Source organism: Stenotrophomonas sp. GD03794, assembly GCF_029842145.1.
GTDB lineage: Bacteria > Pseudomonadota > Gammaproteobacteria > Xanthomonadales > Xanthomonadaceae > Stenotrophomonas > Stenotrophomonas riyadhensis.
On the sequence record NZ_JAOCFV010000043.1, the window covers coordinates 15,001 to 41,145 of the forward strand.

The 26,145-nt window shown below is 62.3% G+C and carries 27 protein-coding genes and 1 tRNA gene; 9 read left to right on the forward strand and 19 right to left on the reverse strand.

Features of this window, described 5'->3' with window-relative positions:
• The first annotated feature begins 40 nt into the window (after positions 1-40).
• Together N5D91_RS18455 and N5D91_RS18460 are read left to right on the forward strand one after the other, a co-directional pair.
• On the forward strand, positions 41-637 hold the full coding sequence (locus N5D91_RS18455) for a 3'-5' exoribonuclease (protein ID WP_228892862.1): 597 nt from the start codon (positions 41-43) through the stop codon (positions 635-637).
• A 107-nt stretch (positions 638-744) separates the two neighbouring features.
• Positions 745-847, forward strand: a tRNA-Ile gene (locus N5D91_RS18460).
• Between the two features lie 3 nt (positions 848-850).
• On the opposite strand, the gene N5D91_RS18465 is transcribed toward N5D91_RS18460, so the two are convergent.
• Positions 851-1,477 carry an SEC-C domain-containing protein gene (locus tag N5D91_RS18465; RefSeq protein WP_019184711.1) on the reverse strand — a complete coding sequence of 209 codons (627 nt, stop codon included), beginning with the start codon at positions 1,475-1,477 and terminating at the stop codon, positions 851-853.
• A 45-nt stretch (positions 1,478-1,522) separates the two neighbouring features.
• Entirely contained in the window at positions 1,523-2,560 is a 1,038-nt protein-coding gene (locus N5D91_RS18470) for a DNA-binding protein (RefSeq protein WP_180855445.1), read from the reverse strand.
• A gap of 1,363 nt (positions 2,561-3,923) precedes the next feature.
• Here N5D91_RS18470 and N5D91_RS18475 point away from each other — a divergent pair.
• Together N5D91_RS18475 and N5D91_RS18480 are read left to right on the forward strand one after the other, a co-directional pair.
• Positions 3,924-4,253 (forward strand): YegP family protein, encoded by a 330-nt coding sequence (locus N5D91_RS18475; RefSeq protein WP_074038356.1) that lies wholly within the window; start codon positions 3,924-3,926, stop codon positions 4,251-4,253.
• Positions 4,254-4,395: 142 nt separating this feature from the next.
• Positions 4,396-4,752: a hypothetical protein gene (locus N5D91_RS18480; protein WP_129111535.1), complete on the forward strand. Its 357-nt coding sequence runs from the start codon at positions 4,396-4,398 to the stop codon at positions 4,750-4,752.
• Positions 4,753-4,922: 170 nt separating this feature from the next.
• Here the strand turns inward: N5D91_RS18480 and N5D91_RS18485 are convergent, their stop codons facing one another.
• Together N5D91_RS18485 and N5D91_RS18490 are read right to left on the reverse strand one after the other, a co-directional pair.
• On the reverse strand, positions 4,923-5,864 hold the full coding sequence (locus tag N5D91_RS18485) for an SseB family protein (RefSeq protein WP_049401588.1): 942 nt from the start codon (positions 5,862-5,864) through the stop codon (positions 4,923-4,925).
• Positions 5,865-5,866: 2 nt separating this feature from the next.
• Positions 5,867-6,160 (reverse strand): BPSL0761 family protein, encoded by a 294-nt coding sequence (locus N5D91_RS18490; protein ID WP_223224794.1) that lies wholly within the window; start codon positions 6,158-6,160, stop codon positions 5,867-5,869.
• A gap of 294 nt (positions 6,161-6,454) precedes the next feature.
• Here N5D91_RS18490 and N5D91_RS18495 point away from each other — a divergent pair, with 294 nt between their 5' ends.
• The 5 genes from N5D91_RS18495 to N5D91_RS18515 all read left to right on the forward strand — a co-directional run bounded on the left by N5D91_RS18495 (position 6,455) and on the right by N5D91_RS18515 (position 13,277).
• On the forward strand, positions 6,455-6,718 hold the full coding sequence (locus tag N5D91_RS18495; protein ID WP_180855441.1) for a cation transporter: 264 nt from the start codon (positions 6,455-6,457) through the stop codon (positions 6,716-6,718).
• Positions 6,719-6,855: 137 nt separating this feature from the next.
• A complete protein-coding gene (locus N5D91_RS18500) occupies positions 6,856-7,251 on the forward strand; it encodes a hypothetical protein (RefSeq protein ID WP_012480207.1) in 396 nt (131 codons plus the stop codon).
• 73 nt (positions 7,252-7,324) lie between these two features.
• Positions 7,325-8,629, forward strand: coding sequence for a TolC family protein (locus tag N5D91_RS18505; RefSeq protein ID WP_170935783.1), 1,305 nt, complete (start codon positions 7,325-7,327; stop codon positions 8,627-8,629).
• Positions 8,626-10,140, forward strand: a complete 1,515-nt coding sequence (locus tag N5D91_RS18510; RefSeq protein WP_180855440.1) for an efflux RND transporter periplasmic adaptor subunit — start codon at positions 8,626-8,628, stop codon at positions 10,138-10,140. The genes N5D91_RS18505 and N5D91_RS18510 overlap by 4 nt, the downstream gene beginning before the upstream one ends.
• Entirely contained in the window at positions 10,137-13,277 is a 3,141-nt protein-coding gene (locus N5D91_RS18515; protein ID WP_005413407.1) for a CusA/CzcA family heavy metal efflux RND transporter, read from the forward strand. The genes N5D91_RS18510 and N5D91_RS18515 overlap by 4 nt, the downstream gene beginning before the upstream one ends.
• Before the next feature lie 104 nt (positions 13,278-13,381).
• Here the strand turns inward: N5D91_RS18515 and N5D91_RS18520 are convergent, their stop codons facing one another.
• From N5D91_RS18520 to N5D91_RS18590, 15 genes are all read right to left on the reverse strand, one after another.
• A complete protein-coding gene (locus N5D91_RS18520) occupies positions 13,382-14,212 on the reverse strand; it encodes a DUF4198 domain-containing protein (protein WP_012480210.1) in 831 nt (276 codons plus the stop codon).
• 26 nt (positions 14,213-14,238) lie between these two features.
• Complete coding sequence (locus tag N5D91_RS18525; protein ID WP_229298439.1) at positions 14,239-14,679, reverse strand: TonB-dependent receptor; 441 nt, start codon at positions 14,677-14,679, stop codon at positions 14,239-14,241.
• 153 nt (positions 14,680-14,832) lie between these two features.
• Complete coding sequence (locus N5D91_RS18530; RefSeq protein ID WP_005995733.1) at positions 14,833-15,384, reverse strand: DUF305 domain-containing protein; 552 nt, start codon at positions 15,382-15,384, stop codon at positions 14,833-14,835.
• 74 nt (positions 15,385-15,458) lie between these two features.
• A complete protein-coding gene (locus N5D91_RS18535) occupies positions 15,459-15,734 on the reverse strand; it encodes a hypothetical protein (RefSeq protein WP_005413412.1) in 276 nt (91 codons plus the stop codon).
• Positions 15,735-15,762: 28 nt separating this feature from the next.
• The gene (locus N5D91_RS18540) at positions 15,763-18,084 is read right to left on the reverse strand and encodes a copper-translocating P-type ATPase (protein ID WP_219625521.1); all 2,322 of its coding nucleotides are present in this window, start codon (positions 18,082-18,084) and stop codon (positions 15,763-15,765) included.
• 61 nt (positions 18,085-18,145) lie between these two features.
• Positions 18,146-19,087 carry a copper homeostasis membrane protein CopD gene (gene copD / locus N5D91_RS18545; protein WP_012480212.1) on the reverse strand — a complete coding sequence of 314 codons (942 nt, stop codon included), beginning with the start codon at positions 19,085-19,087 and terminating at the stop codon, positions 18,146-18,148.
• 10 nt (positions 19,088-19,097) lie between these two features.
• Positions 19,098-19,481, reverse strand: a complete 384-nt coding sequence (gene copC / locus N5D91_RS18550; protein ID WP_005413416.1) for a copper homeostasis periplasmic binding protein CopC — start codon at positions 19,479-19,481, stop codon at positions 19,098-19,100.
• Between the two features lie 178 nt (positions 19,482-19,659).
• Positions 19,660-20,010, reverse strand: coding sequence for a four-helix bundle copper-binding protein (locus N5D91_RS18555; RefSeq protein WP_012480213.1), 351 nt, complete (start codon positions 20,008-20,010; stop codon positions 19,660-19,662).
• A gap of 70 nt (positions 20,011-20,080) precedes the next feature.
• Positions 20,081-20,446, reverse strand: coding sequence for a DUF411 domain-containing protein (locus N5D91_RS18560; protein WP_019184727.1), 366 nt, complete (start codon positions 20,444-20,446; stop codon positions 20,081-20,083).
• 173 nt (positions 20,447-20,619) lie between these two features.
• On the reverse strand, positions 20,620-21,129 hold the full coding sequence (locus N5D91_RS18565) for a nuclear transport factor 2 family protein (protein WP_012480215.1): 510 nt from the start codon (positions 21,127-21,129) through the stop codon (positions 20,620-20,622).
• Positions 21,130-21,148: 19 nt separating this feature from the next.
• The gene (locus N5D91_RS18570) at positions 21,149-21,877 is read right to left on the reverse strand and encodes a cytochrome c (protein WP_279908531.1); all 729 of its coding nucleotides are present in this window, start codon (positions 21,875-21,877) and stop codon (positions 21,149-21,151) included.
• Positions 21,878-21,931: 54 nt separating this feature from the next.
• Positions 21,932-23,200 carry a copper-binding protein CopB gene (locus N5D91_RS18575; protein ID WP_005413421.1) on the reverse strand — a complete coding sequence of 423 codons (1,269 nt, stop codon included), beginning with the start codon at positions 23,198-23,200 and terminating at the stop codon, positions 21,932-21,934.
• On the reverse strand, positions 23,197-25,065 hold the full coding sequence (locus N5D91_RS18580) for a copper resistance system multicopper oxidase (protein WP_012480217.1): 1,869 nt from the start codon (positions 25,063-25,065) through the stop codon (positions 23,197-23,199). Before N5D91_RS18580 ends, N5D91_RS18575 begins: the two co-directional genes overlap by 4 nt.
• A 113-nt stretch (positions 25,066-25,178) precedes the next feature.
• Positions 25,179-25,598: a transcriptional regulator CopL gene (gene copL, locus N5D91_RS18585; RefSeq protein ID WP_012480218.1), complete on the reverse strand. Its 420-nt coding sequence runs from the start codon at positions 25,596-25,598 to the stop codon at positions 25,179-25,181.
• Positions 25,599-25,772: 174 nt separating this feature from the next.
• Positions 25,773-26,123 carry a helix-turn-helix transcriptional regulator gene (locus tag N5D91_RS18590; RefSeq protein ID WP_043033515.1) on the reverse strand — a complete coding sequence of 117 codons (351 nt, stop codon included), beginning with the start codon at positions 26,121-26,123 and terminating at the stop codon, positions 25,773-25,775.
• Positions 26,124-26,145 lie beyond the last annotated feature (22 nt).

Here is a 26,145-nt window from a genome sequence, read left to right on the forward strand (position 1 = left end):
ACGACGGGACTACCTCCTTCCCCAGATTTCACGTTGCACCATGCAACGGGTTATTTATCGCATGGTGTTGTGGCACCATGGAGTGATGGCGGTGACATATTACTTTCTTGATACCGAGTGGTCCGATGTATTGGGCGCTGAGTTGGTCAGCCTCGCGCTGGTCCGGGAGGATGGGGAGCAGGACTTTTACGCCGAACGTGCCGATCTTTCCGAAACGCCGACCGACTTTGTTCGCCAGGCCGTATACCCGCTGCTGACCCGCGGAAATGCGGCCATGTCGGATGCGGCTTTGACCACGGCGCTTCGTGCCTTTCTGGGGTCGGTTGCGACGCCAGCGGTGATGGCGGACTACCCAAACGACTTGCACCTCTTGCAGTACGCCTTGGATGGCTTTGAACTGCCTGACGAGCAGGCTGCAGCCTGCGGCCCAATTCCCACCCCCATCCTGACGCGCATGCTGAAGGACGGCCTCACGGGAATGCTGGTAGAAGATTGGTTCGCCGCACATCCGGAGCAAAACGCCAAGCGCCATCACGCGCTGGCGGATGCGCAGGCGTTGCGGATGGCGTGGCTGGTCGCTACCGATCGCCTGCCGCCGCCAGCATGGGCCAAGTCGTACCGGCGACTCAGGGTATAGAAGCTCTGCTGGCTTTGATGCATTGAGCGAATTGGGTATGCTTGCGCCATGAGTCACATCTGCCAGCTCGGCCACCGAATACCGGCGTGATCGCATTGATCGATCACGCCCCTGTTGCTCATGTTGGTCAGAGCGCCGGCCTTATACCCCGGTGAGAGCACGCGCCAGATAAGCGCGTACACGTCGGTTCGATTCCGACCGGGGGCACCACCGTCAATGACGGAAGAATGCTTCTACTTGCGCGCCATGGCAGCGCTTGTACTTGCTGCCGCTGCCACACAGGCACGGCGTATGTTCACGCAGTCCCGCACCGAGTGACTGGCCCAAGAAATCCCTGGCCTGTAGAAGGGGCTGGATTTCATTGGCGGGAACGCTCACCTCTCCATATTGGGATGCTCGCTCGCCGCGGTTCATCACCCGGACTATCGCTTCAGACATCTGGATGAAGTGCTTGATGAGCATGTCATCGCGTAACGGCATGCGGACGTTGTCGATGGCCAAGCCCTCGTAGCGTCTGCGCGGATCGGGCACAAAGAGAATGCGTGTCTCACCTTCAGGCTTTGGCGTGATGTCGACCATTTCACCCTCGGGGCTGACCCACACGGCATGGAATTCTGCCTCCACCAGCACGTGCGGCCATTCCCACAGCTGCCAACCGCACCGCATCTGGCCGCCGTCCCGCGTGATCTTCGCTTGCACGTTGGGAAAGCACTCATGCACGATCGCATCGGCTTCCGGCTGCACAGGCAGATAGACGGGCTCTGCGCCGCGCACGACGGAATCGGTCAGGCGCCGCACTGCACGGGTGATTTCCGGGGGTGTGGTCGTTACCACGGTCATAGCAAAGCTCCTTGCGATCGTTGCGCCTAGTGTTCTCAACCTAGGTTATGGCTCCGGCGTCTCTTCCGATGAGATCCGCTTCGAGCCTTTACCGCCGGTACTGGCCGGCTGTAGCTGGGCCAAAAGCAGCTCCAAGGTGCTCAGACGCACCGTGGCGCGCAGGGTCCCCGCCTCGGCGTGCTCGCGTCGTTCGCGCTCCTGGGTCAATTCGGTCCGAGCTTGGGTGAGCTCCTGTCGTACTGCTTCCAAACTCTGGGTATCTTGGCTCCAGCGCACCTGCAGCGCCTGGTGTTCGGCCGCTGTGAGGCGCAGCGTATCGAGCTCGCCTTGTTGTGTCTGGATGGTCTGGCGCAACTGCGCTAACTCCCTTTCCAGCCGAGTGTGGCGTTCCAGCCATTGGCCGTTTTCCCTGTTGAGCTGCACCAGGTCGTGGTTTTTGGTGGTCAACACTTCGTTGGCTTGGCGCAGGGCGACCTGCAGTTCCTGCACCTGGTGCTCATGCCGGCGTTGCTCCTGCTCGCGCTGGTCTTTGACCGAGGTGCGGTAGTGCTCAAGGGCTTCCCTGGCATGCTCGTGCTTCTGTTCCAGGGAGCGCGCATGGCTTTCGTGCTCGGTCAGTCGCGCTGTGAGGCCCGCGATGCGCTCCTCTAGCTGGGCCAGTTCAGTGGTACGGCTGGCCAAGTCGCGCCTAGCCGCTTCGCCGGCCTCGCGCTCTGTCTGCAGCGCCGCCTCGGTGCGCTGAAGCTGCGCACTGAGGCTTCCGGCCTCTTGCCGGGCCTGTTCCAAGGTTTGGGTGCCCGCTTGCAGCTCGGCCTGGAAGCGCTCTTGCGCTTGGGCGATCAGCGCCTCGGCCTCGCCGTGCAGTCGCTCGGCCAGCCGCGCGACCAGGTCCTGCAGGGCATCGCTGACAGCGATCTTGGCGCGTAGGCCTTGCCCTTCCTCCTCTTCCAGCTCCTTCAGGTAGCGATGGATGGTGGTTTTGGACCCAGTGTTGCCCAGCGCCACGCGGACGGCGTCCACCGAGGGGTTCTTACCTTCGGCCCGGAGGATGTCGCGGGCGCGCTGCACATTGTTCGTCGACAGACAATTCTGCCCTGATCAGGCAGAGATTCTGCCCCTTCAGGCAGACAATACTGGCTCGCCGTGAATCCATGCAGAGATTTCTGGCTGTAGATTGGCCCGTTGCACACATCTACCGTTACAGGACCAGTTGAGCTCGCAGTTTAAGGAGCCTCTTACTTCATCGAAGGCCTGTCCGTCCTCATCGAAGCGCTTTCCGCCGGTGCCTGCCGATGGCCCGATCTGTCTGAGTAGACATGATCCGCCACAGGCCAGTTATCGGAGAGAAGAACCCGGCCGGGGTTTCCCTCGCGCCCTGGACGAATCCGCGGAGCATGGCAGTCATCAGATTCATGGTCGTCACCTCGCCCAATGGTGGATCAGATGTATCGGTACTGCACCGTAACACGCGCTGCCGACGGCTAGCTGCGCTTGTGGGCAGCCCTCGGCCTGACTGGTCAGATGGGTTGAGACGTTTCCCCCACAGGTTACCTGAGTGGCGAGCCGTGGCATTCTTGTGGCAAGCAGCTTCTGCAGCAGGCGTCCTATGCACTGGGATCCACCATCGGAAACGACCGCGTCTGCTCAAGCCAGGGTGGATGTCGCGACAGATTGGCTCGATGCGGACACTTTCGAAGCGTTGCTGAGCCCGGATGCCCTCCAAGGCCGGACCCTGAAGCAATGCCTTCAATCTGACAGCGTTTTGGGCGTGTGGATCGCAGAACGGAAGCTCTATCTCTTTCCACAGTGGCAGCTCGACCCTGCTGGGACACCTTGGGCTGGCCTCTCTGCAGTGTTGGCGCTACTGCGTGGGCCATATGGCGTTTCAAGCGGCGAACCTACGTCTGGGTGGGAGGAAATCGAGTGGCTGGTCGCTCCGCATGCTCTATTGTCCGGCGCGAAGCCATCAGAGGTACTTGCTCTGGATCCGGATCTGGTCCTGGCCGTGGCCAAGCAAGAGTTCTCCTCTTCTAGCGATGATGGCCGCTGGTGAACCCTGATCCTTGCGCTGAACCTTGACCAGGCAATTCGGGACGTTTCCCCCACGCTTTTAGCTCGCCTTTCAGCCGGCCACTAGGCGTGGCCCGGCCGCGCTGGTGATGATGCCCATGCCGTTCGCGCTACGTGCGTCCTGGGCTGCGCCAGGTATTGATGAGGTTGACGACTCGGTGTACTATCGGGACGTACTCAAAAAACACAATAAAATCCATGCGTTACCTCGCATAACGCATCTTATGTTTGTCAGGGCGATGTGAATGTCTATATGGCTTCGGTTTTTGCCGGATGCTGCCGATCTTTCGTCGAGGTGCGGCTTTCCCTGATAGACACTCAGGATTTCCTCTGACAGATTCGCTTGGCCAATCCAGGCGCAGCTAGGGGAACTTGCATGGCAGCTCGATATGTTCTGAGTCGTTCGGGAACGCAGTACCGCTTTGTCCTTAAGGCCGGCAACAACGAGATCATCCTCACCAGTGAATTGTATGCCTCCAAGCAAGGGGCACTGACTGGAATTGCTTCAGTCAAGGCGAACTCTCCTGAAGATTCGCGCTATGAGCGCAAGAACGCGGCAAACGGCCAGCCTATGTTCAACCTCAAGGCCGCTAATGGCGAGCGCATTGGTACCAGTGAGACCTACTCTTCCACCCAGGCCCGCGAGGCAGGAATTCAGGCTGTTAAAAACAACGGGCCAACTGCGCCAGTTGACGACCAGGCTTGAATTCCAAATGGGGAGCATGCCGCTCCCCTCCGCGGGCGTGCCCTATTCGTGAGGCTTGGGACGTTTTCCCCACAGATCGCCCACAATCTTCCGACTTGCTAGACTCGTGTTCTGTGTGGTCTCCATAGTGCGAGGCGGCTGAATGCACTTCGACACCTTTACGCCCGCTCAACGGATCCTCCGAGATGCGGCTGACGCGCGCCAAACACTTGCTGAGCAATGGCTCACTGCAGCACAGGTCAGTCAGGGGCTTGGCTCTCATGCTCCGAACGGTGGCCGCTTGGTCAGCCAGTTGCGCCGCGCTGGCAAGTTGCTGGGGGTCTACGTCACCAATCCGTCGCCCAGTTACCGCTACCCGACATGGCAGTTCCTCCCGAGCGGCCAGCCTGTGGACCACTTGGCCGAGATTCTGGCTGTGCTGCGTGAGTTCGGTCCTTTTGAGCAAGAAGGTCGGCAGGGATTCGTGAGAAAAACAGCCGAATCGTCTCTAACACCATGATTCAACGAGGAAACACCCCTCGACGTCAGGCAGTTCGTGGATTACAGACCTAGGCTTGATTGAACCAGAAGCCGCGTGACACAGGCATTCCTGGAGTACTGCTCAGGCACGCGTGCCCTTCTTGAATATTGGATTCAAGAGTTTCCACGCTCCTGACCCAACGGAAACCTTCAAGAAGGCTCTGACCGTCGCCTGATCCATTGCAGTAGTTCCTCGTGCGGGATCGTACGTCCAGCGTCGACGTCGGCCATACCCTCGCGGGTCCGCCGTTCCTTCTCTTCCTCGGTCAATCCCGGAAGGAGTGCTAGTAGCTTATCTTCAGGGCTCATAGGCCGATGAGCTGTGCTCAAGTTGGCTTGATTCTCGTGAAAAAATATGGGCAGGATCTGGGGATCATCCAAGCCCGCCGGCAAAGGCAGCGATACGTCGTGGACCGCCAAGTCGATGATGACGTCCAAATCTGAGCATAAGGGCTGTATGGCGGTGGTCACCAGACGAGCCGCCCGCTCGGCGAAAGCCAGGTCCACCACCAGCCAGATCAACAGACCGGGAGGCTGTTCGACGCCCCCTGACGAGTGAGTTTCCAGGAGATAGGCCGACGAGACGAAGTCGGCGTGCTCAAGGCTGCCGCTGATGGCCGGAGCGAGCCAAGCCGGCGCGGCCTGGGCAGGTCTCACCGCGAACTCCGCCGGCGCCAGACGTTCCACCCTGGCCAGAAAGCCCGTATCCAACAATGTCGCAACCTCTTCCGGGTACAGGACAACGCCGCCGTAGTTGGGATTGAGCATCAACGTCGCGCCGCGAGTACCGGTTAGCAGCTCACGGCCTGAAACTCCCAGAATTCTGACAGCAGACGAGCTGGCCGCCTGCGCCTTGTCGAGCGAGGTAAAGAAAGGGATCGCATCGAAACCGTCAGGATGGCGGAACTGGACCAGCCGCAGTGTCTGCGCGTCGTCCGAGATGGGCGCATGCACGTACACGATCGCATCCATCAGTCGCTTGAAGAATGCGCGTTCCTCGGCTGCACTGTCGCGGGCCCGTTCAAAGGAAGCCTCCAGCGCTGTCTCCGCAGACGTAGTCCCTCTTCCACGCGGCCTGCTCGGTTGCTTCATGGTCAGATGCGATGAGGGCCAAGCGGGTACCCGGAGAACCAATCCGCCTCGATCTCGCTGCTCAGGTAGGGTCGTACGAAGGCCGACTGGGTCAGCGCTCGCAGCCGCTCTTCGTGCTCAGCAATCGCCTCGATGTCGCTGACGGTTGGATAGTGCCGCAGCAGTCGATATGCCTCTTGCCGCACCTCTTTAGGCACGGCTTGGCTGGCCGCTAGCTGCCTGAGGAACGCGCCCGCCTGCAGCACATTGCGGGTGCGCTCAGATGGCATCGTCATGACATCAAGAATGACTAGCACTAAGGAATGCTTAGCTTATCGCGTTTGTGGCCGGCCAGGGCACGGTGCAACTACAGACCTTGCGATTCCTGTATTAATGTAATATAATCAATAACTTAATTCGCATAAGTGAGCGTTATGTCCATGGAGTGAGGGCCAATAGGAACGAGCAGGTAGCCTGAGCCTTCCCATGATGGGAAGGTCAACAACGCGGGACGGATCACCACTCAACTTGCCTGTCGTTTGACCTTCCCACCGTGGGAAGGCTCATCGTGACACCGTCGGCAAACCGCCGATGCTTTTGGAGGGTTGTCCATGAATCTCGTTGTTGAAGGTATGACCTGTGGTCACTGTGTCCGAACGGTCACCCAAGCCATTCAGGCCCTTGACCCCCACGCCCAGGTGGTCGTCGATCTGGGCAGTGGCGTGGTCAAGGTCGAGGGCCTGCTTGCCGTAGAACAGGCGGTTGAGGCCATCCAGCGGCAAGGCTATGTGATCGCTGCGGTGCTCCCTTCTGAGGCTGGTACGCCGGCCGCCCCGGCCGCCGCATCCTCCTGCTGCGGCGGATGCCACCGCTGAGTCCGCGCGAGGGCTTGATCCTGATCAATGACAGTCGGCCCCAAGAGGGCTAGACTGGCCATCATGAGAGCTCGCACGTCCCCTGCCCTGATCTGCCCAGCGTCCGCAGGCGCTGCTTCGGGCGTGCGGGAGCTGTCATGGTGAGGCTGCTGAGGCGATGGCGGCGACCCCGTTCTCGTGCCCGACTGGCATGGCTGGGACTGTGGGCGCTGCTGCTGCAGCAACTCGCGCTGGTGGCTTACGCCTGTCCGCTGGAATCGGTGGAAGCTGGACAAGCGACCCTGATGGTCGGTTGCGAAGAGATGTCCACGCCGGATCCCGATGCTCCGGCGTTGTGCGACCAGCATTGCCAGCGCGATCACATCGCCACGGCCGATGCGAAGGCCCCTCAAGTGCCTTACCAGCCCGCGCTGGCCGCCTTCGCGCTGGTGCAGGCTCTGTTGCCACCGGTACACGCGCAGTTCTATCGGGATGTTCCGGTGTGCGTGTCCGATCCGCCTCCCCTGCAGCGCTTCTGTAGCCTGCTGATTTAAGCCCCCTCCTGGATTGACCCGTGCTCGTGCTGCATGCGTTGCAGCGCGCTCGTTGTCGTTTCCCGGAGGTCTTATGGAGATGTCTTTCTTCTTGCGTGCAAGGCGCAAGATGGCGTGTGGGTTCGTGTTTGCCCTGGCGCTCAGTGGTCCTGTGCTGGCGGCATCGCCCGCTATCCCGATCAGCTACACAGAAGCCCTACAACGGGCGCTTGCTAACGCCCCAACCCTGCAGGTGCGCCGATCGCAGATCGATGCCAGTACCGAAGAAGCCGCGCGTGCTGGCGCGCTTCCCGACCCACGTTTGATCGTGGGGCTGGCGAACTGGCCCGTCAGCGGACCCGATGCCTTCAGCTTGCGGGCCGATGAGATGACCACCCAGCAAATCGGTCTGATGCAGGAGTTTCCTGCGCGTGCGAAACGACGTGCCGAGCACGCGTTGGCGCAAGCGACGCTGGCGCAAGCGCGCTCACTGTCGATGGCCGAACAGCAGATGGTGGCCCAAGCGGCCGCGCTGGCCTGGATCGAGCTGTGGAGTACGCAGCAAGCCGTAGATGCGTTGGAAGGTCTGCGCGAGCCGGCCCGTATAGCCGAGCGTGCGGCGCGTGCTCGCTTGGCAGGCGGCACGGCCGGGGCCAGTGATGTGCTTGCCGCCCAGGCCGCCCTACTGCAGTTGGACAATCGCCTGGAGCAGGTACATGCGGAGCACGCCGCCGCGCAGGCCGGCCTGGCGCGGTGGTTGGGTATTGCACCAGAGGCGATCTTGGCCAGTGGTGCGGCACCGGATTTTTCGCAGTTGCCATTGGAGCCCACCCAACTGCTGGCCAAACTGGACCAACACACGCCACTACTGGGCTGGGAGGCACGCGAGAGCTTAGCCCAGGCCCAGGTGGATGCGGCCGTGGCCGAAACCCGCCCGGATTGGAGTGTGGAGCTCACCTACGGACGTCGCGAGCGCGCACCCGACGGCATGGCGCGCAGCGACATGCTCATGGTGGAAGTGGGTGTGGGCCTGCCGCTGTTCCAGAAGAACCGCCAAGCACGAGGCATCGCGGCACGGCGGGCCGAGCTGGAGGCGGTGTCCGCAGAGCGCGATGAGGCCCGGCGCATCCAAGCCGAGTCGGTGCAACGCGCGATAGCGCGATGGCGCGGGTTAACCGGCCAGTTGGAGCGCCAGAACACGCAGAGCCTGCCTTTGGCGCGCGATCGTGCACGCACGGCGTTGGCCGCCTACGGCGCCGGTGCCGACCTGCAGCCGTGGCTGGAAGCGCGGCGCGATGAGATCGAATTGCACCTGGAGAACGCCCGTCTGCTGGGCGAACAGGGCCGTGCCTGGGCGGCACTGGCCTATCTGCTACCCCATGAGGAGAACACGCCATGAGCCCGACCAAGACGCGTCTCACACAGCTCGCCGTGGCCCTCGGGTTGCTGGCGCTCGGCTTTGCCGGCGGCTACGCCTGGATGACTCGAACCTCTGATACCACCCCGCCCCCCGGCACGAGCGTCGCAGATCAAGCACGCAAGGTGCTGTACTGGTACGACCCCATGGCGCCGGAGCAGCGATTCGACAAGCCGGGCAAATCTCCGTTCATGGATATGGAGTTGCTGCCCAAATACGCAGATGAGGCCATAGGGGGCGGAACGCAGATCGATCCGCGCCTGCAGCAGAACGTGGGCATACGCACTCAGGAAGTGACGGTAGAGTTACTAGGGACTGCCGTACGCGTGCCGGGCACACTGACGTGGGATCTGACCCAGGAAAGCGTGATCAGTGCGCGCATGGAAGGCTTGATCACCCACGTGCAGGTAAAGGCGCCGTTTACCGAGGTTCGTCGTGGTCAAACGCTGGCCACCGTGCAGGCCCCGGCATGGAACGCGGCCATCGCCGAAGCACATGCCCTGAGCCAAGCTCAGTCCGCGGGCGCGCGTGAGCTGCAGGGTGCGGCGCAAGAACGGTTGCGTTCGTTGGGTGTTCCTTCTGGCGCCTCGGCCAGAAGTGGCGTCGTGCTTAGCGCAGACCACAGTGGTGTCGTGACCGAGATCCTGGCACGCGAGGGACAGACGGTGATGCCCGGTACGCCACTGTTCAAGATCAATGGGCTGGACACGTTGTGGCTGGAGGCCTCGGTACCCCAGGCAGCGCTGGGCACCTTGCGGCCGGGGACCTCAGTGCAGGCCACGGTCAGTGCCTGGCCGGCAGAGCGCTTTGCCGGACAGATCCAGGCGTTGCTTCCCCAGGTCGACATGGCTAGTCGCACGCAGCGGGCGCGAATTGTGCTGCGCAACCCGCAGCGTCGGCTGGTGCCGGGCATGTTCGCCGAGGTTCTGGTGCAGCCCGACGCCGAGCAGGCCCTGCCAGTCGTTCCCACGGAGGCGCTGATCGCCACCGGGCGGGACAGCCGGGTCATCGTGCAGGATCCGGACGGGAGCTTCCGGCCAGTGCGGGTGAGTGTGGGACGTAGCGTGCAAGGGCGCACGCAGATCGTGGCAGGCTTGGCCGGTGGTGAACGCGTGGTCGTCTCGGGTCAGTTCTTGCTCGACTCCGAAGCCAGTCTCTCCGGTGCGTTGGAGCGCCTGGGTGCTGCACAACCGACACGCCCTGCCAGCGCATCAGGTGTGCACGAGCGCCATGACGCCGGGCACGAACCACGCACTGTCGTGCCGTCACCGTCCAGACAGCCGGCGCCTGTCGCGCCAGACACCTCCACCTCTACGCCGCCGCGCTGCCCGGTGCAGTACTGGTATGACCCGATGGTGCCGGAGAAGCATTTCGACAAGCCGGGCAAGTCACCGTTCATGGATATGCAGTTGGTACCCAAGTTCGGCCCCGCCGCAGCCGCTGATTGCCAGGCAAGCGAGGTCATGTCCGAAGCGATGGAGGGCACACCATGATCGCGCGCCTGATCCATGCTTGCATCGCCAATCGCGTGCTGGTGCTGGTTGCCGCCGCGCTGCTGGCGGTGGTCGGTATCTGGTCGGTAAAGAACACGCCGCTGGATGCGCTGCCGGACCTGTCCGATACCCAGGTCATCATCCGCACGCAATGGGCGGGGCAAACCCCGCGCATCATCGAAGACCAGGTCACCTACCCGTTGGCCACCACGATGTTGTCCGTGCCGGGCGTGAAGGCGGTACGCGGCTTCTCCTTCTTCGGTGATTCATTCGTCTACATCCTGTTTGACGATGCCACTGATCTTTACTGGGCGCGCTCTCGAGTGCTCGAGTACTTGAGCCAGGTACGCGATCGACTTCCGCCGAATGTGAATCCGGCGCTGGGTCCTGATGCGACAGGACTGGGCTGGATCTACCAGTACGCCTTGGTGGATCGGACAGGTCAACGTGATGTGGGGCAGCTGCGTGCGTTGCAGGACTGGTTTCTTCGTTATGAGCTAAAAACCGTGCCGGACGTGGCTGAAGTAGCCAGTGTGGGCGGTGCGGTGCGCGCCTGGCAGATCCAGCCCGATCCGCAGGCGTTGGCGGCCCGTGGACTGACGGTGGCCGAGCTCATCGAGGCGGTGGATGCGGCCAACGGCGCTACCGGGGGCTCGGTGATCGAACAAGGCGAAGCCGAACTGATGGTGCGCAGCGAAGGCTACCTGCGCACACAGGAGGCGTTCGAACAGGTGCCGGTAACCGGCAACGACGGCATCCCCGTCCTGCTCGGCGAGGTGGCCACGATCAGTCGCGGGCCGGTCTTCCGTCGTGGTATCGCAGAGTTGGATGGTCAAGGTGAGGTGGCCGGCGGCGTGATCGTCCTGCGGACCGGCAAGGATGCCTTGGGGGCCATTCGGAACGTCAAAGCGCGACTGCAGGCGTTGCAATCCAGCTTGCCCGAGGGCGTGGAAGTGGTGCCGGTGTACGACCGCTCCGAGCTGATCCAGGATGCGGTACGCAACCTCACCCACAAGCTTGGCGAAGAGTTTCTGGTCGTAGCGCTGGTATGCCTGCTGTTCCTGTGGCACCTACGCTCGGCGTTGGTGGCCGTCATCACCCTGCCTTTGGGTATCCTGGCGGCCTTCATCGTGATGCACGCCCAGGGGATCTCCGCCAACTTGCTGTCATTAGGCGGCATCGCCATCGCCATTGGTGCGATGGTCGATGCAGCGGTGGTGATGATCGAAAATGCACACAAGCATCTGGAGCACTGGCGGGAGGCGCACGGCCGGGAACCTCAGGGTGAGGAGCGCTGGCAGCTGATGGCCCGCTCGGCGGCCGAGGTCGGACCGGCCCTGTTCGCCAGCTTGCTGGTCATCACCCTGTCTTTCGTGCCGGTTTTTGCCCTGCAGGCGCAGGAAGGGCGATTGTTCTCGCCTCTGGCCTACACCAAGACCTACGCGATGGCCGCCGCAGCAGGGTTGTCGGTGACCTTGATCCCCGTCTTGATGGGCTACCTGATCCGCGGCCGCATCCGCCCGGAACAGCAGAACCCCATCAATCGCATCCTGATCGCTGGCTATCGGCCCATCCTGCTGTGGGTCCTCAAACATCCCGGTGTCACCTTGCTGCTCAGCGGCCTGCTGCTAGTGCTCACCTTGATCCCCTTTAGCCGGTTGGGCAGTGAGTTCATGCCGCCCTTGGAAGAAGGCAGCCTGTTGTACATGCCCACGGCCCTGCCCGGCCTGTCCGCCGACAAGGCCCGTCAGTTGCTCCAGCTCTCGGGCCGGATGATCAAGACCGTACCGGAGGTTGAGCACGTGTTCGGCAAGGCGGGCCGTGCCGAAAGTGCGACCGATCCGGCACCGATCGAAATGTTTGAGACCACCGTGACCTTCAAGCCGCGGGATCAATGGCGCCCGGGCATGACCCCCCAGAAGCTACGCCAGGAGTTGGACGCAGCGGTCAAGATTCCCGGTCTGACCAACCTATGGGTCCCGCCCATTCGCAATCGCATCGATATGTTGGCCACCGGCATCAAGAGCCCGATTGGGATCAAGGTCTCCGGACCCGATGTGGAGCAGATCGAGCGCCTGAGCCAGCAGATCGAGCAGGTGGCCAAGACTGTGCCCGGCGTGAGTTCGGCACTGGCCGAACGCGTCACGGGTGGGCGCTATGTCGATGTACAGGTGCGCCCGGAAATCGCTGCACGTTACGGATTCACTCAAGGCCAACTCCAGCAACTGATTGCCACGGTCGTTGGCGGTGATCCAATCGGGGAAACGATCGAGGGGCGCGAACGCTATCCCATCGTCTTGCGCTACCCCCGTGGCCAGCGTGACTCGTTGCAGGCCTTGCAGGATCTGCCGCTGATCGCGCCAGGCGGTGTGCAACTGACCTTGAGCCAGGTGGCGGAGCTGTCAATCAGCCCAGGCCCGCCGATGCTCAAGAGCGATAACGGCCGGTTGGTGGGCTACATCTACGTGGATGTGGCCGATCGCGACTTGGGATCGGTGGTCCAGGACCTGCAAGCCGCGGTGCAGACCCAGGTGAGTTTGCCTGCCGGCTATGGTCTGGCGTGGTCGGGGCAGTACGAGTATCTGCAACGGGCTTTGGCACGCCTGCAATGGGTGGTGCCCGCGGCGTTGGCGATCATCTTCCTGGTCATCTGGATGGTGTTTCGCCGGCTCAGCGATGTATCCATCATCCTGCTCAGCTTGCCCTTGGCGTTGGTGGGCGGTTTCTGGTTGATCTGGGGGCTGGGCCATGCGATTTCGGTGGCCAGCATGATCGGATTCATCGCCCTGGGTGGCGTTGCGGCTGAGTTCGGCGTCATCATGTTGCTGTACCTGCGTCATGCTTGGGAGCAGCGCTTGGCCAGCGGTGCGCCGGAAGATGTGTCTACCCTGCAAGAGGCTATCTACGAAGGTGCCGTGCAGCGGGTGCGCCCGAAGGCGATGACGGTAGCCGTCATCCTGGCCGGGTTGTTTCCGCTGTTCGTTGGTGCCGGTGCCGGCTCGGAGGTCATGCAACGTATCGCCGCGCCGATGCTGGGTGGCATGCTCACCGCACCGGTGCTCTCTATGGTGGTGATTCCCGCAGCGTTCTATCTGGTGCGGCGACGTGGATTGCGCGCGGCGCGGGGCGACCAATGAGAGACAGACTGAGCACCTGAGGTCCGTCCCCACAAAAAGACGCGAGTCATGGAAGAAGTCATGACTGGCGTCAAAGGGGAGAGTACCGCCTACGTGCCTACTTGTCAGTGCCCGGCGTGCGGGGAAATCTCAAAGCTCAGCGACGCCCGATCCGACACAAAATCCAAAGCCTTTTGTGTAGAGGGCACCATGTGATTGGTGTGGATGTACCAGGTCTTGGCGGTGGTCACCTGGAAACTGGCTTGGCCTTGGGCATCGGTGCGCAGGAGCGTAGCGCTACCGTGCCCGCCCTTGACCGGTGCATCAGCACGATGACCGACGTACACGCGTAGGTTGGGCACTGGCGTGCCCTGCTGCAGCACTTGGAACGACAGCTGATCGCCGACCTTCACGCTTCCAGGATTGCGGGTCAAGCGGATCTCCAACGGATAGCCCAGCGAGGCAGCGAAGTCGTCGGTCAGTTTCGTGCCCACCTGTCCAATGGCACGGGCATGCTTGGTATAGCTATAGGTGACCCCTTTGGGGAACTTGCTTGCGTCATAGGTGGCCAGCGTATCGGGCAAGTCTTCCAGCTCCAGGTACTTGCCCAACTCGCTGGCCGTACGTGTGCTGGTGGAAGCCATCGTCGAGACACCCAGCAGATAGGTGCCCTCGCCCGCCGGATGGACGGTGAGTTGGCTTTGCTTGCCGATCTCTTTCCAACTGGCCAGGTCCGGGGCGGCCTTGGCACCGTCCTGGCTCAGCGAAACGTCCTGTAGACGCGCTCGGGTGACTGCGCCAGCACTTTCATCGAAGGTGCCGTTGTTCACCAAGGCGGTGTTCGCCTCGCCCGCTGCGGTGCCAGGCTTGGAGAAAGCGACAAACAGGTCGTGCGCACCGGCACTGCCGGCCACAGCGAACAGCAGTAGTGTGGCGGATAGTTGCGTGTTTCTCATGATGTGTAGCTCCTCGTGATCGTGGCTTACCAGTGGTAACCAAAGCGGACATTCCAGCGACGACCCAGCAAGTCGTACGTCATGGTGTCGGTGTCGGTGTTGGGGTTGTTCTTCACGAACGGCGCCTTCTTATCGAGCACTTTTTCAACGCCGGCGGAGATATCCCATTTCTTCTTGATGCCGTAGCTCAGTTGCAGGCTGTGGTACACCACGCTGGACACATGCGAGCCGATCGTGTCGGGCACGGCGATGATGTCGTCCGCGCTGCCGATGTACTGCGCCGAATAGACGCCGGTCCAACGGTTCTTGCCCATACGCAGTGAGCCCAAGCCACGCCACTGGGTGTAGCTACCCAAGCCGCTGGTGATCTTGCCGGCGTACTCAATGGTGGTGGCCCCGGGCGTGAGCGCCCCCAACCCACGCGGGGTGAGTCTGGAGGTCCTGGAAGCCCTGCTGGATCTGGTCATGGCCTCGGGCAAGGTACGTGTGGTCGACGTGGCGGAACTGTGTCCGCCCCTGGATCCGGATCAAGCCACCGCACGTGTGGCCGCGCGTTTGATCCACCGAATGGTCAGTGCGCAGGCTCAGTGAAGTGATATCGGCTGGCAAAAGGCAGTGAGCTAACGGGAACGCTCAGCCAGCAACTGCTTCATTTGCGCGATCTCCTGTGTCTGCGAGGTAATAATGTCCTGGCAGAGCTTCACCAACTCAGGATCCTTCAGACGATTCTCCTCACACATCAGGATGGCGCCAGCGTGGTGGGGAATCATCGAACGGATGAACTGCTTGTCAGTGACCGCTGCTTGAGTGCGAATGCCCCACCAGCAGAACAGCATGAACGCCACCGTCAGACCAGCCAGAATCAGATTGCGTCGGCGATCGGGGTACATGCTGGACATTAGCCACAGCTCGATCAGCAGCATGGGAGCGGCCATCAGGCCCGCCATGTAGAACTGGTTCACGTTGTTATAGACGTTAGCCCACTGATCGACCATTGCGTACATCAATGCGTACATGGCCACGAAAGACAGGCCCATCATCAACAACAGGCGGCCGTAATGGCCTTGATGCCCTTGTTGTGCCTGGTGGGCAGGTTGGTGTGAGGCGTGCGGTTTTGCGTGCTGGGACTGCGGGTCTTGCGCGTTTTCGTGCGTACCGTGCGAAGAGGACATAACAATCTCCGTGGGAATGGCAGAACGGCGGAAGAACCCGGGAACTGTTGGAACAGCTCCCGGGCTGAGAACACTTACATACCCTTGCCGGCAGCGAATTCCTGCGGGCTCAGCTTGCCATCTTTGTTGCTATCGAGCATGCCAAAGTGCGGCGCCAGCTTGTGCTTGGCCAGTTCTTCCTTGGACAGCGAGCCGTCCTTGTTGGCATCGAGCTTGGTGAAATCGGCATCGGCCGCCGCCGGCTTGTGCTGACCGTGGTCGGTGGTGGGCGTGGTGGTCTGGCCGCCGGCGAAGGCCGCGCCCGCCATCAGGAACAAGGCCATCATCGAGAGGGAGGCATAACGCTTCATTGCAGTACTCCTTGTGGGATATGAGCCATCAGTGACAGGAATGGCCGCGCGCAGGCTCATCGGCGCGGTCAGGGTGGGGGGTGGCAACAACGGTGGAGCCGGACAAACGCAGGGCATTGGTGACCACCGAAACCGAGCTCAGGCTCATGGCCAGGGCCGCCATCATCGGACTGAGCAAAAGGCCGAAGCTGGGATACAGCAAGCCGGCGGCGATAGGCACGCCGATGGCGTTGTAGACGAAGGCGAAGCCCAGGTTCTGCTTCATATTGGCCACCGTCAAAGACGAGATGGCACGGGCTTGCACGATGCGCCTCAAATCACCCTTGACCAGGGTGAGCTGGGCGCTGGACATGGCCACATCCGTGCCCGTCCCCATCGCGATGCCCACATCGGCTGCCGCCAGGGCCGGCGCATCGTTGATGCCATCGCCAGCCATGGCCACGCGACGACCCTGGGCTTTGAGTTGCTGGACCAGGTCGGCCTTGTCCTGCGGCTTGACGCCACCACGCACATCCTCGATGCCCAGCGTGCGCCCCACGGCCTCGGCCGTCGCCTGTGCGTCACCGGAGGCCATCACCACGTGCAGGCCATCGGCACGTAGCAGGTTCAAGGCAGGCAAGGTCGTGGCTTTGATGGGATCAGCCACCGCAATGGCGCCGGCCAACCGACCATTGACCGCCAGGAACATCACGCTAGCGCCTTCTTTCCGAAGACGCTCGGCGCTGCTTTGCAAAGGTGCTACATCGGCGCCAACCGACGCCATCAGGCTTTGGTTGCCGAGCACGACATCCTGATCGGACACGCGCCCGCGGACGCCTTGGCCGGTGAGCGAATCAAAATCTTGGGCGGCCACCAGGTTCAAGCCACGTCGCTGGGCTTCAGCCACGATGGCCTCGGCCAAGGGGTGCTCACTGCCCTGCTCCAAGCTGCCGGCCAAACAAAGGATCTGATCGGCGTCGAAGCCGGCGTTGGAGAGCGTGTCGCGAAAGGCTGGACGCCCCTCGGTCAACGTACCGGTCTTGTCCACGATCAACGTGTCGATCAGACGTAGCTGCTCGATCGCCTGAGCATCGCGGAACAGGACCCCGACCTGCGCAGCGCGGCCAGTGGCGACCATGATCGACATGGGGGTAGCCAAACCCAAGGCACACGGGCAAGCAATGATCAGAACCGATACGGCATTGAGGACGGCAAAGGTCCAGGACGGTTCGGGTCCAAACAGACCCCATCCGAAGAACGTGAGCACCGCCGTGGCCAGCACGGCCAGGACAAACCAGTACGCCACCTTGTCCGCCATACGCTGCATCGGCGCGCGGGAGCGCTGGGCTTGGGCTACCAACTGCACAATCTGCGCCAGTACCGTCCCGGATCCGACTTTGTCCGCCCGGATGACTAAGGCGCCCGTCCCGTTGAGCGTGGCGCCTATAACGTGATCACCGACAGCCTTCTCCACCGGAATGGGTTCACCGGTCAGCATCGACTCATCGACACTGGCGCGGCCTTCGATGACTTCCCCATCGACCGGCACCTTCTCGCCCGGTCGTACGCGAAGCAGATCACCCACGTGCACGTGATCCAGCGCAACGTCCTCTTCGCCCCCATCGGGTTTGACGCGGCGAGCCGTCTTGGGCGCCAATCCCAGCAGGGACTTGATGGCCGCCGAGGTTTTGGAACGCGCCCGCAGTTCCAGCAGCTGTCCGAGCAGGGTGAGCGAGACGATGACCGCTGCCGCCTCGAAGTAGACCCCTACCCGTCCATGCTCGCGGAAAGAGTCCGGAAACAGGTCCGGTGCCACGGTGGCCACCACGCTGTAGCCAAACGCGGCGGCCACGCCGATGCCGATCAGCGTCCACATGTTGGGGCTGCGATTGCCGATGGACTGTAGGCAGCGCTCAAAGAAAGGCCACCCCGCCCAGAGCACCACCGGGGCGCTCAGCACGAGCTCAATCCAGGTGCGCGCCTGCGTGGACAAGCCGGGCAGACGGTGTCCCAGCATGGCCAAGACCAGGACGATCAACGTCAAAGGCAACGTCCACCAGAACCTTCGGGTGAAATCGCGTAACTCTGGATTGTCGTCCTCCTCCAGCGAGGGCATCTCCGGCTCCAGCGCCATGCCGCAGATCGGACAGGTGCCGGGACCTGGCTGACGAATCTGCGGATGCATCGGGCAGGTGTAGACCGTGGCGTGGGTACCGCTGGGTTGGGCCACCGCTGCTGGGGCGGTCACTTCAACTTGCTGGGGAGCATCGTCCGTATAGCGGACGGGATTGGTGATGACCCGTCCATCCGCAGCCTCGACAGGGGCTGCGCCTGCAGAATGGTGATGGTCATGGGACGACGGTGAGTTCATGCCGATGCTCGCTTTAGTGGGGATGGACTGCCAAGGCAGTGTGCCATTGCGGGTTACACAGCTATTCGGGGCTGAGCGTCCCGAGCACTGAAACAACAATCAGGATCAAGATGGCCAGCGCGGCCTCAGCCGTAACACTCTGCCGCAAAGCCCGCACCTCCTGCGCGGGATCTCCGCTGGTCAGCGCTCGTTCCAAGCGCGGCACCAGCGTCCATCGGTGCAGCGCTCCCAAACCCAGCATTCCAGCGAACAGGGCCAGTTTGAAAAGCAGCAACTTCCCGTAGGTGCTCTGGAACAGGGCCGAAAACGACCACGCGGTGAGATCCCCGTAGTGCGCGATGCCGGACACGATGAGCGCACCAACGAAGATCGTTCCCAGCGTCGAAAAACCATGCAGAAAGTCATGCGTTGATCGCAGACGCCCGCTGCCGTTCGTCTCTTTGCCGCGCAGCAGCATGGCAAGGAACATCAGGACCGCTGCGATCCAGCCGCCTGCCGCGAGAAGATGGACGATGCCTGCAGCAAGCCGGACCGCGCCTGCCAAGCCCTCGCCAGCGGCGGCGTGGCCGTTCCATGCCAGCGAAGCGAGTGCGCCGCCCGCCAGCATCGCCCCCAGCGGGAAGGCGGTCTCCACCTTCCCGCGGCGACGATGCCATCCGAGCACGAACATCAGGGCGACCAGCAGCGCGACCAGCAGCGCGCCTCTCGCCATGGCTGCCCGGCCCGCGGACGTCTCGAGCAGATACCAGCCAAGCGATGCGCGATCAACCTCGGCAAGCGGCATTCCCATGATGCCCGCGGTCTTGAAGACGACATCGAGCCCGGTGAGCACGAGACCGGCTACGGCACCCGCCAATAGAACGCCCATGAGTGACCACCCGGCCAAGGCGTCGGCGAGTGCCGATCGACGCGACCCGTACCAACCGAAGAGTGGAACCCCGAAAAGAACCATGATGACAAGGTATTCCAAGAATCTCAGTGCATAAGCCGACAGGTCGAACATTCGCGACTCCTCAGCGCACTGTGAAGCTGAAGCTGCCCGGCATGGGGTGGTTGTCACCACCGACGGCGCGGTATTCCACGGTATAGACGCCCGGAGCCAGCGGTCCAGGCAACTTGGCACGCAGGGTCTTGCCGTTGTTGACGATCTCGGTCGTGAAATTCTCGATCGGCATGGTGGAACTGCCGTGCTTCATGAGCAACTTGAGACGCGACGCCCGCGGAATCAATGTCTCGTTGAACACGAGATCGATCTGGCCTGGCGAGGCCACCACCGCATTTGCCGCCGGTGTGGACTGCTGCAGCGCGGCGTGGGCGTGCGCGACCTGCAGCGAAAACTGCCCGGCCGCGATTGCGAGGACGAGCGCGAAGGAGCGAATGACGTTGGACGACTTCATATGGATAAATCCTCATTGGAATGTGATGCAAAGCCCGTTCGGGAGGGGCCGCGCTGTGTTCGATGCGACAAGCGTTAGATGTCGGACTGTCACTGAAACCACGATTTGTCGGATTTTCTTGATACTTCCGCTTTCGCGAGACGAGGATCCCACCGGCTCAGGCGGGATCCTCGACGCATTACGCTGCCATGGCGCTGCAGCTTTCCGCGCAGCGGCGACAAACTTCGGCGCAGCGCGTCATCTCAGGGTCGTTCATGGCGTCGCATGCATCGGCGCACTGGCGGCAGATCTCCGCGCAGGCACCGCAAACCACGTCGTGAACGCTGGCACCGCGCAGCATCGCGTCGGCACTGGTTGCGCAGGTATCGGCACACGTCGCCAACAGGGCGATGTGCTCCGGGGCCGCGTGAACACCTCCTTTGGTCAGGCAGTAGTTGATGGTCTCCAGGCAGATCGCATGGCATTGCGTGCAGTTGTCGATGCACTCGTTCATGGCCTGGGGCCGGTGTGCTGCGGAATGGTGAGTCATGTAGTTCTCCTTCTTCCTCGCGGGCGAGAATCGGCGCGCCCGCAACACCGTCCCCTGTTGCTGCGACGGATCAGTGCTGTGCGAACGGTTCAGTGGTTCCGTCGCGATGGATCAGCTCGACCGTGAACGGCTGCTGGCGTCCCTCCGGGACCTCCATGCCCGGAGAACCAAGCGGCATCCCTGGGAGGACCAGGCCGCGTGCGTTCGGCTTTTCTTCGAGGAGACGCTTGATGTCCGCGGCCGGAACGTGGCCTTCGATGACGTATCCGCCGATCTCGGCCGTGTGGCAGGAGCCCTTTGCATAGGGGACACCCAACCGCTCCTTGACCAGACCCAGGTCATCCATGTCGTGCACATCCACGGTGAATCCCGCCTTCTGCACGTGGTCGATCCAGACACCGCAGCACCCGCAGGTCGGGGTCTTGTGGACGGTCATGCGTGGCAGGGCTGCTGGAGTCGCGTCGGCTGATTGGACGACAACCTGTGCGGAGGGCGAGGTTGTGGGTTGCGCGGATGAAGCATCCTGGGTGCAAGCACCCAGACCAGCCACGGCAAGGACCACAAAAGTCAGACGGTGCAATGTGAGCGTAGTCATTTCAATCTCTCGACTCAGCGCTTGGTCCGCGAGGACCAGTGGATGTGGACGATCCGCCAGCCGTCCGCGGTCTCCTTCAGCACCATCGTCTCGGCGCTCTGGACGGTCAGTGGCTGGCCGTCCTTCTGGGCATGCAACTCGCTTTCGGTTCCGACCCACGCGAACTCGCCAGCGGCTCGTGCGCGCTGACGGAGCAGCTGGCGATGGGCGCCCTTGAGGAACGCCGCATCGCTGACTGCGTGATGGCCCATGTATTCCTCGCGGCTGCGTTCGGCGCCCCCGGACTCGAGGATGAGAACGTCGGCAGCGAGCAGGGCTTCGACCGTGGCCAGATCGCCGCTAGACAGGGCCCTGTTGAAACGCTCCGCTACGGCGACCGCGGCCTCTGCAGTGACTGGGACGTCGACGTCCGCAGATGCCGCGGCAGCGGGGTGATGTGCGTGCGGCTGTGTCGCCTGCGCCATTGCGGGGGACACGACGGCCAGTGCCAGTGCGAGGGTGAACGAGATTGCTGTTGCGTTCATTGCGTGGGCTCCAAGGAGATCAATGGGTGTGCGCATGGCCGTCATCGGCCACGGGCGTGTGTGGTGCAGGGTGCGACTCCACCTTGCCGTCGGGATGGCCGTGGCTCACCAACCCGACTTCCGTGTCGCTGGGTGTCGGGCCGTGGTGATCGTCGTCCACGCCCGGCGGGTGCGCATGCGGCATGGAGTTGTTGCCCGGCTCGAATAAGGCAGGGTGATCCTCGGCCTTTTCGTCGTCATGGTGGCCTTGCGTCTCGCCGCCGCCATGCGAATGGCCCTCGCTGCTGTCGACAAGTTCCTTGTACGCAGTCGCGTCCAGCGTGGGCAACTTCTGCAGGAAGGCCGACATGTTCCATATGAACTCATCGTCCATGCTGCCGCCCCAAGCGGGCATGCCGCTGGCCTTGATGCCGTGCTTGATCACCCAGAACGCCTCAGCTGGAGCGACCGGCTGTTTGCTTAGGTTCGGTGGCGCGGGGTACAGGCCCTTGCTCATCTCGGTGGCCGCCGCGTCTGGTGAAAGATGGCAGGTCACGCACATGGCGTTGTAGTTGCCCGCACCCTGGCGGATACGCTCAGGATCATCAAGGTTCGTGGGTAGCTGAAGCTTGGCGGCGCGCACCTCAATGGAACGCTCGCGCGCCGTTTCAAGTAGCGCATACACCGGGCGACTATGCGGATCGTCGGCGGCCACGTTGTACACGCCCAGAGAGGCCGTGGCGGTTGCGACCACCGCAACCAATGCCACGCCGGCACCGAGTCATACCCACATCTTTTTGTTGGATTTCATTGTCAGTTCCCCTTAGAACCAGGTACGAAGGCCGATGACCAAGCGCGTGTCTTCAAAGGACTCGCCATGCTCGCGTCGCATGTCTGCGGTATTGCCAAACGCGCGCTCGTACACCACGCCGATGTAGGGAGCGAACTTTCGGGTGAACTCATAGCGAAGTCGTAGCCCCGCCTCAGCGGCACTCAGACCCGAACCTATCCCGCGCAATGGATCGTTCTTGCCATAGGCGGTGACTTCCACCAGCGGCTGCAAGATCAGCCGGTTGGTTAGCAGCAACTCGTACTCGGCCTCGACATTGGCGGCAGTCTGGCCCCCTTCGCCGAGATAGGCTGTGGCGGACACTTCGAACTTCATCGGCGCCAAGCCCTGTACACCGATAGCGGCGAAGTTCTGCGATGCCCCAGGCTTGAAGTCATGACGCACACCGGCCACCACATCCCACCACGTGGAGATACTGCGGCCGTAAAGCACTTCCAGATCAGCCGACTCGGTCTGACCATCCGTGCGTTCGCCTTCACTGCGGAGCCAGACGCGATTGAGGTCCGTACCGATCCAGCCCTGGCCCTCCCAGCCCAGCCCGGTGCCCGGATCGGCATCCCAGGTTTCCAGGCGATTGAGCAGCACGTAGCTCTTGATCGAGTTGTCATGCACCGGATGCGCGTGTTCCGGCGCGATGGCCGCCTTGCGATCCGCGTCCGTCACCGCGGGAATCGGGGTGCGCGGCTGCGTTGGCGCTGCAGGCCCGTGTCCCATCTGACTGTGGTCCATGCCCTCCATCGATTGCATTCCCGCTTCTGGTGTAGCGGGCGCGGGCGAATCATGGCCCATCTGCGAATGGTCCATCCCCTGCATCGCAGGCGTGGCCGTGCCGGAGGTGTCGGCTGCAGCGGGCTGTGCCATCTGACTGTGATCCATGCCCTGCATCGACTGCGCCTGCGCTGTGGGCGCCGCAGGTGTGCTCGCGGGCGAGCCGTGCCCCATCTGCGAATGGTCCATGCCCTGCATGGCAGGCTCGGCTGCGTTAGCCTGCGGCTCGGCGTGGCCCATCGCCGCATGATCGATCGTCGCTTCGCTCGTCTTGGCCGGTGTTGCAGGCTTTTGGGCTGGCGCAGGTTTTGATGTCGGCGCCTGATGTGCAGAGTGATCCTGAGTCTGGGTCTGCGCGCCCTGCTCCATCTGCATGGAGCCGTGCTGCATAGATTGGGCGCTGGCCGCATTGGCCAGGGCCAGCGAGATAGCCGTCAGCGCAGTCAGGGTGGTATCGCGTCTATTGATGTTCATTCGTCGACCCTCACCGTGCGCATCATTCCGGCTTCCATGTGATAAAGCAGGTGGCAATGGAACGCCCAGCTGCCCAACGCATCGGCACGCACGCGATACGTGCGTCGGCTACCTGGCGGCATATCCACCGTGTGCTTGCGCACCATGAAGTTGCCGTTGTCGTCCTCCACGTCACTCCACATGCCGTGCAAATGGATGGGATGGGTCATCATCGTGTCGTTAACCAATACGATGCGCATACGCTCGCCGTAGTTCAGCCGCAGCGGCTCGACATCGGAAAACTTCTGACCGTTGAAGCCCCAGGAGAATTTCTCCATGTGTCCGGTCAGATGCAGCTCGATCTCGCGACCGGGGTCGCGTCCGTCAGGGTCTTCAAAGGTGCTCTTGAGCATGGAATACGTCAGCACATGACGGCCGTTATCGCGCAGGCCATTGCCCGGATCATCCAAGCGCGAACTCACGCTCATGGCTTGGTTGTCCAACAGGGGATTGTTGGTCTCGCTAGCAGGGTGTGATTGCATGCCCCCGTGCTGCATGCCTGCCATGGCACCATCGCCGGCGGCGGGCATCGCATGGCCTGCATGGGCCGAGGTCGCGTTACCGCTGACAGGTGGGGTCATGCCAGGCATGCCCATGGCCGCACCACAGCCGCCTTCCATGCCCTTGCTGCCGCCAGACATATCCATCGACCCATGATCCATGCCCATGTCTGCCATCGTCAGCAGCGGCCGGGGATCCACAGACGGAACGGGCGCGCGTAATCCTTCGCGCACAGCGAGCGTGCCGCTGATGTAGCCGGTGCGACCGGAGTCTTGGGCAAAGATGGTGAATGCGTCCTGCCCGGAGGGCTCCACGATCACATCGAAGGTTTCTGCTACCGCGATGCGGAACTCGTCGACGGAAACCGGATGGACATACAAGCCATCTGCCGCCACCACGGTCATCTTCAGCCCCGGAATACGCACATCGAAGTACGTCATGGCAGAGCCATTGATGAAACGCAGGCGCACCTTCTCGCCACTGCGGAACAAACCGGTCCAGTTGCCCAGTGAGGTCGTGCCGTTCATCAGGTAGGTGTAGGTGTTGGCGTTGACGTCGGACAGGTCCGTGGGCGTCATCCGCATCACGCCCCACATCTTGCGATCTTCCAACGTGGCCGACAGGCCGTTGCGCTTCACATCGCGCGCAAAATCGCCGACCGTGCGCTTGTAGTAATTGTCATGGCCCGGCATCTTCTTCAAACGATCGAACAGGGCCGTCGGGTCCAGGTCTGTCCAATCGCTCAGCATCACGACGTAGTCGCGATCGAAACTGAAGGGCTCCGGCTCCAATGGGTCGATGACGATCGGGCCATAGAGCCCGGCTTGTTCCTGGAACCCTGAGTGGCTGTGGTACCAGTAGGTTCCGCCCTGATGCAGGGTGAACCGGTAGTGGTAGGTCTCACCACGTCCGATACCGTCAAAGCTCAGACCCGGCACGCCGTCCATGTTGGCCGGCAAAATGATGCCGTGCCAATGGATGGAGGTGTCCGCGCCATGGATGGAGTTAGCGGGCAATGCATTGGAGACGCGCAAGTTGACCGTGGTGCCTTCCCGCCACCGCAGCAACGGCGCCGGAACGGACCCGTTGACCGTGATCGCGGTGCGGGTCTTGCCGGTGAAGTTCATCGGCGTCTCGCCAATGGTCAGGTCAAACTCAGTGCCCGATAGTACGTTGGGTTGTCCCGGCCCCTTGAGCGCCCAACTGGCTTTGGGCCAGAAACCTAATCCTGCGACTGCGCCTCCCAAGGCCAAGCCTTGGACAAATCGCCGCCGCGAAGGCAGCAGCGGTCCACCGCGTGGACCACGAAAATCATCATGCGACATGAAAATGCTCCAAGCGTCGTGTTGCCACCGGCGGGCGGTGGTACAGAGCGGGCGGCTGGCCTAAACAGGCATGCAAGCCACACCAACGGCGCCATTGCGGCGCCTAGGGACGCTTAGCCGATCGGTGGTCGGATCAGATGAGGCAAGGCAGGTGCCGCATGCCCTAGGGGCAGCGGCATGACATCCAGGCCCAAGGCCAGTTGCACCGAAACATGCAGGCGCGCAGGAAGTGCGCTCGCGCAAGCGTGTACGCAGGCGCACCGGCACGCAGAAGACTTGCAACAGTCGGGACCGGCATGGTCGCCATGCCCAGTGCCAGCCTTTTCAATCGATGTGGCATCGGGATGATGCTCAGCACTGTGATGGGCGAAGCAGTCTTCGTCGACTTGCACCGCGGCAGCCACTTCGCTGGCCTGCTCTTCCATGACCGGGTTCATACTGACGGACGCAAACGCCGACCACGCGCCGTTAAGCACGAGCATGGCGATCAGGAACAGTCGCAGTAGAAGTGAGGAGGCTGACACGGGCGACATGGTATATCACTTTAGACAAGGCGCGTGTGTATCGGTCGTGAACAAAATCTCAAGTAAGCCTGAGATGTCGCGACTTGTCAGTCGCACTAGCCGCGGACACTGCAGCTCCCTCCAGAAGCGCCCAAAGGGCGGGTTGAGGCGAAGAGTTGCCCATAGGGCGAGCGCTTGTTCGGTTTACTTCTCGGGCGTGGCCTCGATCAGCTTCACCAACTCGCGCTTCTGCTGCTTGCTTAGCGAGCCCCAGCGCAGGAGCAACTTGGCCAGCAGATCATCGTCGGTGTAAAGGAAGGCGGCGGGGATCCCCAACGCTTGGGCCAACCGCTCAGCAATCTCCAGCATGGGCTCGTGCTTGCCACGCTCGTACTGGTTGATTCGGGGGCTGGCCACGTGAGGATCCAGACCGGCCCGGATGCCCAACTCCTTCTGCGACAAACCCGTGTGCAGGCGGGCTTGTTTGAGGCGTCGAGCGAAGGTCGGTGTTGAGTCGACGGACAAAGTCACGCGCGCACCCCATGGAGACCCCATAAGGATGGCGGATGTACCCTGC